General features: G+C 69.7%; 13 protein-coding genes. 4 read left to right on the plus strand and 9 right to left on the minus strand.

The window, feature by feature from the left end; translation table 11 throughout:
• Positions 1-19: 19 nt before the first annotated feature.
• The 3 genes from O7617_RS13380 to O7617_RS13390 form a co-directional block, all read right to left on the minus strand.
• The gene (locus O7617_RS13380; protein ID WP_282263852.1) at positions 20-355 is read right to left on the minus strand and encodes a hypothetical protein; all 336 of its coding nucleotides are present in this window, start codon (positions 353-355) and stop codon (positions 20-22) included.
• Between the two features lie 168 nt (positions 356-523).
• Complete coding sequence (locus O7617_RS13385; RefSeq protein ID WP_282263853.1) at positions 524-1,120, minus strand: class I SAM-dependent methyltransferase; 597 nt, start codon at positions 1,118-1,120, stop codon at positions 524-526.
• Positions 1,121-1,241: 121 nt separating this feature from the next.
• On the minus strand, positions 1,242-1,904 hold the full coding sequence (locus O7617_RS13390; RefSeq protein WP_282263855.1) for a hypothetical protein: 663 nt from the start codon (positions 1,902-1,904) through the stop codon (positions 1,242-1,244).
• Between the two features lie 182 nt (positions 1,905-2,086).
• Between O7617_RS13390 and O7617_RS13395 the strand changes: the two genes are divergently transcribed.
• The 4 genes from O7617_RS13395 (at position 2,087) to O7617_RS13410 (ending at position 7,761) form a co-directional block, all read left to right on the plus strand.
• On the plus strand, positions 2,087-3,304 hold the full coding sequence (locus tag O7617_RS13395) for a HupE/UreJ family protein (protein WP_282263857.1): 1,218 nt from the start codon (positions 2,087-2,089) through the stop codon (positions 3,302-3,304).
• A 143-nt stretch (positions 3,305-3,447) separates the two neighbouring features.
• Positions 3,448-5,427, plus strand: a complete 1,980-nt coding sequence (locus O7617_RS13400; protein ID WP_282263858.1) for an FN3 domain-containing metallophosphoesterase family protein — start codon at positions 3,448-3,450, stop codon at positions 5,425-5,427.
• A 91-nt stretch (positions 5,428-5,518) separates the two neighbouring features.
• On the plus strand, positions 5,519-6,586 hold the full coding sequence (locus O7617_RS13405; RefSeq protein WP_282263869.1) for a DUF916 domain-containing protein: 1,068 nt from the start codon (positions 5,519-5,521) through the stop codon (positions 6,584-6,586).
• 203 nt (positions 6,587-6,789) lie between these two features.
• Positions 6,790-7,761 carry an NADP-dependent oxidoreductase gene (locus O7617_RS13410; protein ID WP_282263870.1) on the plus strand — a complete coding sequence of 324 codons (972 nt, stop codon included), beginning with the start codon at positions 6,790-6,792 and terminating at the stop codon, positions 7,759-7,761.
• A gap of 4 nt (positions 7,762-7,765) precedes the next feature.
• Here O7617_RS13410 and O7617_RS13415 read toward each other — a convergent pair whose 3' ends face one another.
• The 6 genes from O7617_RS13415 to O7617_RS13440 all read right to left on the minus strand — a co-directional run bounded on the left by O7617_RS13415 (position 7,766) and on the right by O7617_RS13440 (position 13,163).
• Positions 7,766-8,356, minus strand: a complete 591-nt coding sequence (locus O7617_RS13415) for an HAD family phosphatase (RefSeq protein ID WP_282263871.1) — start codon at positions 8,354-8,356, stop codon at positions 7,766-7,768.
• A gap of 17 nt (positions 8,357-8,373) precedes the next feature.
• A complete protein-coding gene (locus O7617_RS13420) occupies positions 8,374-9,630 on the minus strand; it encodes a DUF6596 domain-containing protein (RefSeq protein WP_282263873.1) in 1,257 nt (418 codons plus the stop codon).
• 2 nt (positions 9,631-9,632) lie between these two features.
• Complete coding sequence (locus O7617_RS13425; protein ID WP_348773871.1) at positions 9,633-9,980, minus strand: YciI family protein; 348 nt, start codon at positions 9,978-9,980, stop codon at positions 9,633-9,635.
• An 86-nt stretch (positions 9,981-10,066) separates the two neighbouring features.
• Entirely contained in the window at positions 10,067-11,287 is a 1,221-nt protein-coding gene (locus O7617_RS13430) for a low temperature requirement protein A (protein WP_282263877.1), read from the minus strand.
• Positions 11,288-11,369: 82 nt separating this feature from the next.
• Positions 11,370-12,422 (minus strand): tryptophan--tRNA ligase, encoded by a 1,053-nt coding sequence (trpS, locus tag O7617_RS13435; RefSeq protein ID WP_282263879.1) that lies wholly within the window; start codon positions 12,420-12,422, stop codon positions 11,370-11,372.
• A gap of 270 nt (positions 12,423-12,692) precedes the next feature.
• Positions 12,693-13,163, minus strand: a complete 471-nt coding sequence (locus O7617_RS13440; RefSeq protein WP_282263880.1) for a PRC-barrel domain-containing protein — start codon at positions 13,161-13,163, stop codon at positions 12,693-12,695.
• Positions 13,164-13,215: the final 52 nt, after the last annotated feature.

Consider the following 13,215-nt stretch of genomic DNA (forward strand, 5'->3'; position numbering starts at 1 on the left):
ACCTGCCCACTCCCCCGGATCAGCGGCCGCTTGAGAACCTGGCGGCGTCGAAGTTGGCGGTCCCCGCCGCCGACGATGCGTTGTCGGCCATCTCGGTGTCACCCTGACCGAACGCGGAATCCATTCCGCTCTGACCGCCGAGAATCGCGCCCAACGCCGAATTCAACGCAGCGGTGATCGAATCGGCGTTCGCCTTGAACGAGTCGAAAGCCACCCGCCCCGCACCGTTGAAGTTGCCCTGCAGCGGCTCGGCGGCGGCAATCAACTGCTTGATCAGACTCCCGAGATCATCTGACGACCCCTGAGTCTGCTTCGTGAGACTCCCGAGAGTCTGCGCTCCCATGTCGAACTTCATGCCGCGCCCTCCCCGTGCCGGGATGAATAACGTTCGCGGTCAATGCTACGACACCTCTGCAACCCGGATGGGTGCAGACGGAGAGCGATAGATCAATTGGCGATTGCGCAGTTCTTGCCCCGGTAAGTCCCAAGAGATCGCAACGTCCAATGGGGGGCAGGCCCCGACCTACTCGGTCGGTGTGCCGCTGACGCAGGTGAGTACCCGGCCCTTGCCGCGTACGACGCTCGACCTGGTCGTCACGAAGCCGTGGGCTTGGAGCAGCACCTCGGTCGCGGTGAGATTCGCCGTGGCGTGCGCGGTGCCGGGCCGCTCGCCGAAGACGTAGAGCTGCCCACCGGGCGCGAGCAGGCTTCGTACCCGGTCGATCTGCTGCGTCGCGTCGCCCAACCAGAACAGGCTGACGTTCACCGCGAAAATCTTGGTGAAGCGGTGGTCGGTGAGGTCGGCCGACTCGAATCCGGCACATCTGATCTCGGCTCTGCCGGCGTCGATGTGGCTCGTGTTCCGTTCGGTGGCGAGTCGCACCATCGTCGCCGAGCGGTCGACGGCGATGATCCGGCCGGTGCTGAGCTGGTCGGCGATCAGGGAGACGGCTGCTCCTCGCCCGCAGCCGATCTCCAGCACCTGGTCGTCGGGCGCGATGGCCATCGTCTGCACCGCCCAGCGCTGTCGATAGGCCGCAGCCTCCCGCGTCGGTGCGGGAGACGAGGAGGCATCGTCACCGCCGGGCGCGGCCGGACGGCGGTCCGGCAGAGCACGCATCCCACCGTCACTCCTGGTGTGTGCTCTGCTCACGCATCTGATTCCACCCTGCCGGACGGTTCCGCGCACCGTGTCCTCGGTCACCGGTGCCGGAGTCACCGGCTTCGGCCGGATCCGATCGTCAGAGCCAGATCACGATCCCGGTCAGGTCGTTGAGGACGGCGGCCACGCCTGCCCGGATGGCCGCGGCGCAGCGTTCCCCGGTGAACGAGGCCGGGTCGTACGTCGAGGACGCCCCGAGCCCTTCGCCTCGGAACGACGCGCCGTCCCAGTCGACGGCCGTGACGTTGTGGGTGGGCTCGGCCAGCTCCGCGCCCACCACCAGGAACTTCTCGTCGAGATGACTCGGGGTGACCAGCGCGAGGGGATCGATGAGGTCGTTGCCCGCGCTGACGATGAGATCCGGGCCCATCTCCATCGCCTCGGCGATGCTGGGAACGGCGTCGTGGGCGTTGCCGACGACGATCGTCCGGAGATCGACGTGCTCGTCGCCCGCCCACTCCTTGACCGCGGTCACGAGGGCTTTGGTGGGGACGTCGCCGCCGGCGGTCAGCAGCACCACCCGGTAGTCCTTCGGCGGGTGCACGCCGGACCAGGAGCCCGGCCGCGGCGTGATCGTCGCCTCCGGCGCGGGCTTCGTGGAGGGGTCGACGAATCCTGGGCCCAGTGTGCCGACGGCGCTGGGTGCCGGACGCGGCTGGGACCAGTCGTCGCCGGAGTTGCAGGCGGTGACCAGCGCGGCGGTCGCGGCCAGCATGGCGACGGCCCGAAGCGGGGGGCGCAAGGTGGTCGTCCTCTCGGGTGGTGGCGCGGAGCGCGCGTTCTTTCCCGTATTCCTATCGCAATTCCGCTCGACGGCAATGTGCGGGTAGCCGCTCGGGGATTTTGTTCTCCGGCGGTTCGTCGGCACGCGGGTTGGTGTTCACCCTCGGCATGCAACGTGCACTGGCCAACCAAGGGAGTCGCATGTTAGGGCGCGTCCGCCGCACCGTTATCGTCACCGCTGTCGGGATCGCCGCGGCGGTGATCCCATTTCTGGGCGCCGGTCCGGCGTCCGCGCACGGTTTCTCGTCGACTGTGTACACGAGAATCACTGCGGGAGACGAGGGTCACATTCGCACGGCGGTCGAGCTCGAATATGACCTCCTGGTCGTCTCCGCCGCCGATTCCGGTGACGACGATCCGCTCTTTCAGGCGGGGACCGCCGCGTTCGAGGCGGGTGACTCCGGTGCCCAGGCCGCGGCCCTGAGGAGCCATGCGTCGACGGTCCTCCGGTACGTCTCGGACCGTTTCGAGGTCAGGTCGGGGAGTACGGCGTGCCGGCCGACGCAGGTGGGCGACGCGACGATCGGCGAGCGCGAGGGCGTGCCGTACGCGGACCTGCTGCTGGACTGGACCTGCGCCCAGCGGGTCGACGAGCACGAGGTGCGCAGCGATCTCTTCCCGGACGGCGAGGGGTACGTCAAGGGCACCAAGACGATCGTCACCTACGAGCTCGACGGCCGTACGGGCAGCGCGGCACTCGACGCGGCCCACCCCTCCTTCTCCACCGGGCAGGCCTGGTACGACCGGTTCGGGGAGTTCTTCCTGCTGGGCGCCGAGCATCTGCTGTCCGGGATCGACCACATCCTGTTCCTGCTGGCGCTCATCGCCGGGTCGCGGCGGCTTCGCGAGATCGTGCTCGCGGCCACCAGCTTCACCCTGGCGCACTCGGTGACGTTCATGCTCGCCGCGCTCGGCCTGGTCGAGGTGCCGGCGTCGATCGTGGAGCCGGTTATCGCGTTGTCGATCGCCGTCGTCGCTGGCTGGCACCTGTGGGGGATCTGGCGGCGGGGTACTCACGCCGCCGACCTGGAGACGGCCGGGCACGGGCACCTCAGTCTGGACCGGGCCGGCTGGATCCGCCTCGGCGTGGTGTTCTGCTTCGGCCTCGTGCACGGCCTGGGCTTCGCCGGCGCGTTGGGCATCGACGAGGCGTGGTCGTGGACCCTGCTGTGGTCGTTGCTGGTGTTCAACGTCGGCATCGAAGTCGTGCAGTTGACCATTATCGCGGTTGTCTTCCCGCTGTTGCTCGTGCTGCGTCGCCGTGCGCCGAAAACCGGTCTCTGGGCGACCGGTGCTGTTTCTGGAGCGGTGTCCATCATGGGGCTCATCTGGTTTGTGCAGCGCATTTCCGGGTCCTGAGTAAGGCTAAGTAGTTTGCGAAGTGCAGTCTTTCGCAAGATCATGTTCATGATCGGTTCATCGGGCGGCGAAAGCGTGGATTCGCTTCCCCAGCGTCGGGTGAAGACACATCCATTTCTCTATTTGAAAAGGGAACAATGTCGATGACATTGAGCACCTCGACACGGGCTTCCGGGCTCGTCCGGCGGCGCCTGGTCGCCGGGGTCGTCGCCGGCTTCCTGGGAATGGGAGCGGCCCTCGGTAGTGGCCTGATGGCCACCGCGAGCGCGGCCGAGTCCACCACGATCAGCAGCGTGATCCTCGGCGTCGGCGCCGACGAGACCCAGCGCATCGTGACCTGGTACTCCTCCGCCGACACCGCCCAGAAGATCCAGCTCGCCCCGACCGCCGAGATCGTCAACGGCGAGTTCCCGGCGAACGCCGTGAGCTTCGACGCCGTCGGTGCGGCGAACACCTCCACCACCGGGTTCAACCGGCACGCCACGATCAGCAACCTGCGCGAGAAGACGGCGTACTCGTACCGGGTCGGGGCCGAGGGCAGCTGGTCCCCGACCTACGACTTCAAGACGCAGGACTTCGAGGGCGACTACGACTTCCTGTTCTTCGGCGACCCCCAGATCGGCTCCTCCGGCGACCGGCTGAAGGACCAGGCCGGCTGGGAGGACACCCTGAAGGTCGCCACCGCGGCCAACCCGAACGCCGAACTGCTGGTCTCCGGCGGCGACCACGTCGAGTCCGCCAACGACGAGGGCCAGTGGACCTCGTTCATGGCTCCCGACCAGCTGCGCCAGTACCCCGTCGTCGCCACCATCGGTAACCACGACGTCGGCGGCAAGTCCTACGAGCAGCACCACTTCACCCCGAACACCGACCGCACGGCCCCGTACTACGACAACGGGAACCCGGCGGGCACCAAGTCCGGTGGCGACTACTGGTTCGTCTACAAGGACGTGCTGTTCATCGACATCAACAGCAACAGCTACAAGCTGCCGACCGACGGCAGCAACGCCGGTGACGCCGCCCACGTCGCGTACATCACCGACGTGGTCAACAAGCACGGCTCCGAGGCCAAGTGGAAGGTGCTGGTCTACCACCACTCCATCTACTCGCCGGCCAGCCACGCGACCGACACCGACAACAAGCAGCGGCGGGAAGACTTCACCACGGCCTTCTCGAACCTCGGCATCGACATGGTGCTGCAGGGCCACGACCACAGCTACTCGCGCAGCTACTCCATCAAGAACGGCCAGAAGGAGAACCCGGCCGAGAAGCCGGGTGCCGCCGACGTCTTCCCCGGCCCGGGCGGCGTCATCTACGTGACCGCCAACTCGGCCTCCGGCTCGAAGTACTACGACATCAAGAAGCCGGACACCAGTGGCACGGGCATCCGGGGCAACGGCCCGGACCCGCTGGATCCGAACAAGTACTGGTACAACTCCGTGCAGAACCAGGAGCACGTCCGCAGCTACGTCAAGGTGCAGGTGCGCAGCGACAAGCTGGTCCTGGCCAACATCCGCAGCGGCACCTGCGCGGCGCCGAACGCGTCGGTCGAGAACGGCCTCTCCTGCGTCAACACCCCGGAGGGCCAGCCCGTCGGCTCGATCGTCGACAACGTGACGGTGCACCCGTTCAACGGTGACGGCCAGTCCATCCAGGTGAACGTGCCGAACCCGGCCCCGGGCGAGTTCGGCTGGACGATCGACGGCTACAACGGTCTGGTCGACCTGGGCACCGCGCAGGAGCGCGACGGCACCTACTTCCAGGCGAACGGCAAGATCAACCCGATCCTCGTGTCGGACAGCCGTCGCTCACTCGCGCCGTGGTCGATCTCGGCCAACGTCGGCGACTTCTCCGACGCCGACAAGACCTTCTCGGGCTCCTACCTGGGTTGGACCCCGTACGTGCTGGACGCCGGAGCGGGTGCCGAGGCCGGCGCGCCGGTCCTGTCCTCCTACGACGACCAGGGCAAGGGCCTCTCGGTCTCCAGCGCCCTCGGTGCGGCCGCGCAGGGTCACCCCCGTGGTGGCGCCAAGCTCGGCGCTGACCTGGACCTGAAGATCCCGGACAGCATCGCGAAGGGTAGCTACCGCACCACCCTCACGATCACTGCGCTGAGCAGCTGACCGGACCGCTCCATTCGGCGGGGTAGGCACCTTCGGGGGCCTACCCCGCCACCCGTTTGCACTCCTCCCAAGATCACCTCAAGGAACCGACATGTACCCGTCCGTAACGCGCTGGAAGACACTCCTCCGTACGACCGCACTGTCAGTGCTCGCCGCCGTCGCGGCCGTCGGTGTCGGTGCCGTCCCCGCCTCGGCGGCGGAGGGCGACGTCGCCTGGACGGTCCGGACGGCCTCCAACAGCTACGGCGAGGCCCGGTCCAGCTACAGCTACAACGTCAACCCCGGTGGTGCCGTCGAGGACGCCATGGTCGTGGCCAACCGCGGCTCCGCGCCGCTGACCCTCGCCGTGTACGCGGCCGACGGCTTCACCACCGACGCGGGCCAGCTCGACCTGCTCACCAAGGACAAGAAGTCCGTCGCCGTCGGCGCCTGGGTGAAGGCGAACGCCGACAGTGTCGTGGTCCAGCCCGGCAAGACCGCGCAGGTGCCCTTCAAGATCAGCGTGCCGGAGAACGCCACCCCCGGTGACTACGTCGGCGGCATCCTCACCGCGCTGACCCAGACCGACCAGGCCGAGGGCATCAACGTCGACAGGCGTCTCGGTATCCGGATCAAGTTGCGGGTCGGCGGCGAGCTGAAGCCGAACCTCGCGATCGAGGACCTCCACGTCGCGTACGCCGGCTCGCCCAACCCGTTCGTCAAGGGCGACGCCACGATCACCTACAAGGTCCACAACGTCGGCAACGCCGCCCTGTCCGGCCGGCAGGAGGTGACGGTCTCGGGTCCGTTCGGCCTGCTGCGGGTACGGGCTGGCGACATCGCCGCGCCGCCGGAGCTGCTGCCCGGCGAGAGCTGGAACGTGACGGTGCCGGTGCCCGGGGTGGCTCCCGCCGTTTCGCTGGCCGCGACCGCGACAGTCACCCCGCTGCTGACCGACGCCTCCGGTTCCACCACTTCGCTCAAGCCGGTCCAGGCCACCGCGCACGGCTGGGCCCTTCCCTGGATGCTGGTGCTGGTGTTCGTCGTCCTGATCGCCGTGCTCGTCGGCGCGTACCTGTACCAGCGCCGCAACCGGACGCAGCGCAAGGCGCGCGAGGACGCCCGGGTACGCGACGCCGTCGAGCAGGCCCTGCGCGGCCCGAAGCCGCAGACGTCCTGATCATGGCTCTCGTCACCGCCGCCGGCCCTGGTCGGCGGCGGTGTGCTTTCCCGTCGCTTGCTCCGCCCGCCCGGCTACGCCCTGTCGCGGCGCGTCAACCCGGCCCGGTCGTCCTTGTGGGTGAACGGTGTTCGGCACCCGGTCAGGGCTGTCCCCGAGGCGGCATGCTGCGACGGGGACGCCGGCACGGAGAGGGAATCCACATGGTTGACGGGGATGTGCCAGAGCGGATGCAGGCCGCGGCCTTCGACGAGTTCGGTGGGCCGGAGGTGATCACGCTGCGCAAGCTGCCGATCCCCGAGGTCGCCGACGACGAGGTGCTGATCAAGGTCCTGAGCGCCGGCGTGGGGGTGTGGGACGCGTACGAGCTACAGGGCACCTTCGTGCCGGAGGGGTCCTCCCTCCCGATCGTGCCCGGCTCCGACGGTGCCGGAACCGTGATCGCGGCCGGCAGCAAGGTTTCCAACGTCGCGGTCGGAGAGCTGGTCTACGTCTCCGCCACGACCCGGCCCAAGGGTGGCTGTTACGCCGAGTACGCGGCCGTCAAGGCGGAGTACGCGGCGAAGGTGCCCGACGGCGTACCGGCCGAGCACGCCGGGGCCATGCCCACCGACGCGCTGACCGCGTTGGCCGGGCTCGACACGCTCAGCCTGTCGGCCGGCTCGTGGTTGCTGATCTTCGGGGCGAGCGGTGGTCAAGGTCACCTGGCGGTGCAGTTGGCCAAGCGCCAGGGGCTGAACGTCATCGCCGTGGCCTCCGGGGCGGACGGCGTCGCACTGGTGACCCGGCTCGGTGCCGACATCTCCCTCGACGGCCACGGCGACCTGGACGACGTGCTCGCCCGGATCCGGGACGCGGCACCGGCCGGAGTGGACGCCATCCTCGCGATGGCCGGCGGTGCGACGGTGGACCGGCTCACCGAGGCGCTCGTCGACGGTGGCGTGGTCGCGTACGCCCACGGGGTGCAGCCGGAGCCGAGCGAACGCCCCGGCGTCGTGGTCCGGGCGTACGACGGCGAGTCGAACCCCCGGCAGTTGCAGCGCCTCAACGAACTCATCGAGGCGGGACCGTTCGTGGTGCACGTCGCGGAGACGTTCCCGCTGGGCAAGGTGCGGGAGGCACACCAGCGTCTGCAGACCTCCTACGCGGGGAAGCTCCTGCTCACGGTGGCCTGAGCGCTCAGCTCGTGCGCTGCTGCGGCACCCGTACCGAGGCCATGCCGGCCGCCGTCGCGGCCTGGATGCCCAGGTCGGTGTCCTCGAAGACCAGGCACGACTCCGGGGGTACGCCGAGGTGTTCCGCCGCGAGCAGGAACGCCTCCGGGTCGGGCTTGGCCCGCGTGTAGTCGTCGGCGCAGACCAGCACGTCGAACCGGTCCAGGAGGCCGAGCGCGTCGAGGGAGGCGGTGACCGAGGCGCGGGTGCTACCGGAGACGACCGCGAACGGCACCCGCCGGTGCGCGTCGTGGATGTGCGCCAGCACGTCGGGCACCGCGGCGAGCTGCGGCAACAACTCCTGGTAGATGCGCTCACGGTTCTCGACGACTGTCGCGACCGGCATCGCCAGGCCCTGCTGCTCGTTCAGGGCGACGATGATGTCGGCGGTCGGCCGGCCACCCCAGGCGTAGAAGAGGTCCTCCGGGAACTCGCAGCCCCACTCTTCCAAGGCCCGCTGCCAGGCCACGTAGTGCAGCGGCATCGAGTCGACGATCGTGCCGTCGCAGTCGAACAGGTACGCGGCGAACTCACCGGGAGGCAGAGGCAGACTCACCCGGCGAAGGGTACAGCTCACTCGGTCGTGACGGCTCTGAGCCGGCCGAGCAGGTAGGCCCGCTCCGGCTCGGTGCCGACCAGCTCCAACGCGCTGCGGTACGCCTCGGCGGCCTCGTCGTACCGGCCGAGCCGGCGCAGCAGGTCGGCCCGTGCCGCCGGATAGGGATGGTGGCCGCGCAGACGCGGATCGTCGGCCAACCCGTCGAGCAGGGCGAGCCCCGCCTCCGGCCCGTCCCGCATCGCCACCGCGACAGCCCTGTTCAACGCGACGATCGGCGAGGGCACCAGGTCGAGCAGCACGTCGTAGAGCGCCACCACCTGCGGCCAGTCGGTGCCGGCCACGTCCGCCGCCTCGTCGTGCAGGGCGGCGATGGCGGCCTGCAACCCGTACGGGCCGGGGGTGGGCCCGGTCAACGCGACCACCACCAGCCCGCGCCCCTCCTCGATCATCGGGCGGTCCCAGCGCCCGCGATCCTGGTCCTCCAGGAGGACCATCGCGCCGTCCGGCCCGGTCCGCGCGTGCCGCCGGGCATGGACCAGCAGCATCAGACCGAGCAGCCCGGCGACCTCCCGCTCGGCGGGCAGCAGCCGTCGAAGGATCCGGCCCAGCCGGATGGCCTCCTCGGCCAGGTCGATCCGTTGCAGATCCGGGCCGGAACTGGCCGCGTACCCCTCGGTGAAGACCGAGTAGACGGCCTGGAGCACCGTCGGCAGCCGACTGGGCAACTCGTCCTCGCCGGGCACCCGGAACGGGATACGGGCGTCCCGGATCTTCCGCTTGGCCCGGACGAGTCGCTGGGCCATCGTCGCCGGTGGCACCAGGAAGGCCCGGGCCACCTCGACCGTGGTGAGACCGGCGAGGAACCGCAGGGTGAGCGCCCCGCGGTCCGGCGCGGCCAGGGCCGGGTGCGCACAGGTGAAAAAGAGCGCCAACCGGTCGTCGGGCAGGTCGCGGTCCGCGTCGGCGGGTGGGGCGGGGTCGGCCCGTTCGGCCTCGGCCCGGAGTACGGCGAGCCGCGTCGCCAACACCCTGTCGCGTCGCAGCCGGTCCACCGCCCGTCGCCGGGCCGTGGTGAGCAGCCAGGCGCCGGGCCGGCTCGGAACGCCGTCGGTCGGCCAGTGCACGAGCGCCGCCTCGATGGCCTCGGACGCGACCTCCTCGGCCAGGTCGAGGTCCCCGAAGCGGTGCACGAGCGAGGCGAGCAGTCGACCGCGTTCCTCCCGGAAGACCGCCTCCACCGACGACCCGACTGCTGCCTCCCCGTCCGTCATGGTCAGCCCGGCATGTCGAATTCGAAGATCGGGCGAACCTGGACCGAGCCGGTACCGATGGCACCGGGGCTGCGGGCCGCCCAGTCCAACGCGGCGTCGAGGTCCGGCACGTCGATGACGTCGTACCCGCCGAGCAGTTCCCGGGTCTCGGCGAACGGCCCGTCGGTGATCGTGCGCTCACCGCCGGGGCCGACCTGCACCGTCGTGCAGGTGGTCAGGTCCTGCAACGGGTACCCGGAAACCCAGACCCCGGCGTCCTTCATCTCCCGGTCGTAGCGGATCCAGTCCTCGACCGTGCACCCGTTGTCGACTGCCTCCCCGTCGGCCACGGGACTCATGAACAGCAGCATGTACTTCACGTTCTGGCTCCTCTCGGTACGGCAGGTCGCCGTACAGCATGACGACGATCGGCGCCCGGGGATGTCGACACGGCACGTCAGATTTCTCCCGGCCGGACCGGCCGGGCGGGTTCGGGCCGCTCGTCGCGGCGATCCACCCGTCGCTCGAACCAGGTCACGCCGATGAGGAGCACGGTCAGCAGGGCGAGCGCCGCCAGTGGCGGCAGGGAACGGCCGACCGGCAGCAGGACCAGCGGCAGCACAGCCACGACGACCTGCGTCGGGTAGATCGTCCAGAGGGTCAGTCGGCGGAAGGCAAGTCTGCTGAGCAGGTAGACGGCCGCGCCGGCGTAGAGCGCGGTGGCCGCCTCCCAGCCCAGCGGATCGGCCTGCCCAGACCCCTCGGTGAGCCGGCCGATCACCTCCTCGATGCCGAGCGCGACGTAGATCGCCCCGATGATCAACGGCGAGTGCCCGAGGCCGTACGCGTCACCGGCGACGTGGCCGCGTCGGTCATCCGGCACGTTGCGGACGGCCTCCCGGGCGGCGGGCGCCAGTCGGTCGAAGTAGAGCCACCACAGACACACAGTGCTGGCGAGACCGAGCAGCGCGGCCGTCACCGCCGCACTGACCGGCGCCATCGTCCGCGGCCCCGCACCGGCGGAGATCAACGATTCGCCCAGCGCGATGATGAGCACCAGACCGAACCGCTCGGTGAAGTGGCCCACGCTGCGCAAATGCCACGGCCGGAAGGCCGATGCGATCCGGGCGCCACCGATGTCGGTCAGCAGCGCGACCGTCCAGAGCGCGGTCTGTGCCGCGCCGCCGAGCAGCGCTCCACCGATCAGCGGGAACCACGCCAGCACCACCGGCACGACGAAGAAGCGCAGCGTCGAACGAAGTGGCGGGTCCGTCGTGCTCACCCAGAACAGGACCACGAGCTGCACCGCGCGTCCGACGACGTAGGCCAGGGCGAGCGCGAGCGGCGCGTCCACGAGCCCCGGGCCCTGGGTCCACGCGTCCGGCAGCACCAGGGCGGCCACGAAGATCGCCGCCATCGCGACCAGGGTGGCCGCGCGGACCAGACCGACGTCCGCGCGCACCAGGTTCCCCACCCAGGTGTACGGCCCCCAGGAGTAGAGCAGCAGCAGGAGCAGGAGCAGCCCCTGGGCCAGAGTGAGCGCGCTCGGCGACCCGGCCATGAACGTGATGACCCGGGTGAGGGCGAAGACGAAGACCAGATCGAAGAAGATCTCGAACATCGTGGTCCGGTGCGTCTTCGCGACCGGCACCGGTCGAACGCCCGAAATCCCCCTCATCCCCGCATTCTGCGCCACGGGGCAGGTCGAACCGGTCGACGGTTCGACCGGTCCCCCCGCCGAGCACCCGAATGCTCCCGCCTCACGTCTGCGCCCGACGCCGACTCCGCTCAGCCCGCCGCCGCACCTGCTGGTAGGCGCCGGTCAACCCCATCGCCCGGCGTACCTCGTTCACGGTTTTCCGAACCTCCTCCCGGGTCCGTTCGGTGCCCTCGACGATCAGCCGGTCCACCAACCCGCGGTCCGCCTCCATCTCGGCCCGACGCTGCCGAATCGGCGCCAGGAACCCTTCCAGCGCGACGATCAGCCGTTCCTTGACCTCGACGTCACCGACCTGCCCGGCCCGGTAGCGCCGGGCCAGGTCGGCGACCTCGTCGCGGTCCGGATTGAAAACCTCGTGGTACGCGAACACCGGGTTGCCCTCCACCGTGCCGGGCACGTCGGCCCGTACCCGGTTCGGGTCGGTGTACATGCCGAGCACCTTCCGGCGCACGGTGGCGGCGTCGTCGGACAGGGCGATGGTGTTGCCCCGGCTCTTGCTCATCTTGGCCGCGCCGTCGGTGCCCACCAGGCTCGGCGTGTCCGCCGGGATCAACTCGGGCACCGGGAAGACCGGGCCGTACAGGTGGTTGAACCGGCGCGCGATCTCGCGGGTCACCTCCACGTGCGCCGCGTTGTCCCGACCGACCGGGACCACCTCGCCCTTGACGCAGAGGATGTCCGCGGCCTGGAGCACCGGGTAACCCAGCAACCCGTACGGCATCTCCTCCTTGCCGGCGTCGCGGGCCATGTCCTTGAGCGACGGAACCCGTTCCAGCCGGGGAACGGTCACCAGGTTCTGGAGAAGCGTGTTGAGGTCGCCGACCTCCGGGATCGCCGACTGGAGGTAGAAGGTCGCCCGCTCCGGGTCGACACCGGCGGCCAGGATGTCGCTCACCATCTCCCGGGCGTTACCGGAGACCTGCTCGATGTCCGCACGGCGGTTGCGGGTGGTGAGCATGTGCAGGTCGGCGATGATGAAGAAGCTTTCGTAGCGCCGGTGCAGCCGTACCCGGTTGGCGATGCTTCCGACGTAGTGGCCGAGGTGAAGGCGGCCGGTGGGCCGGTCGCCGGTGAGCATTCGTGCGACGGACATGGTGGGTGTGCCTCTCGTATCCGGGGATGGGTGACGCGGGCGCGCGCCGAGCGGGGCCCGTTCGGGCCCCCTCGGTCAGCGGGATCGACTCAGCGAGCCGTCCGCCATCGCGCGCCGGCGCGGTACCGCAGACCACCGGCACGGAGGACGTTGAGAAGTTGCTCCCGGCCATCGCCGGGGCTGGTCGTGGCCCCGGGCAGCGCACCGAACGGGAGGCCGTCGACCGTTTCGGTCGCCTCCGACACGCAGTTGCCCAGCCGGACCACGAGGTCAGATTACCCGCGGTATGGCCCCGGGCGGGGGAAGGTAGCTGTCGGCGTAGTAGCTGCCGACGCGTTCCCGGTACTCCGGGTCGGCGTGATCGGCGTCCAACGGTGGTGCGTCCTTGATGTCCTGCCGAGCCCGGTCGACGTGCACGACGCGGTCGTGGTGATCCACCCGGACCACCGTGCCGGCCGGCAGCAACACCTTCTGGCCGAAGATCCAGGGGCCGGTGTCCACCACCAGGTATCCGGCATCCGCCTCGTTGCTCGCCTCGTCGATGGTGCCGATCCGCCCGTCGGTCGCCTCCACGTGGTAGCCCACCAGGTCGACGGGAGTACCGGGGCCGGGCGCGTCGGGGCCGTCCTGACCACCGTCGTGACCTTCCGGTGGCGTGGCCGACGGGGTGGTCTGCGTATATCCGCCGGCGAGGGCGGACGGGTCACGCCAGACCCAGGGATTGAAGATCGCGGGTTGCACGGGGCACCTCCGGGGGACGGTCGTCAACTGTCCTGTCCTCCATGGCAGTGCC

The organism is Micromonospora sp. WMMD1155 (assembly GCF_029581275.1).
In the GTDB taxonomy this organism is placed as follows: domain Bacteria; phylum Actinomycetota; class Actinomycetes; order Mycobacteriales; family Micromonosporaceae; genus Micromonospora.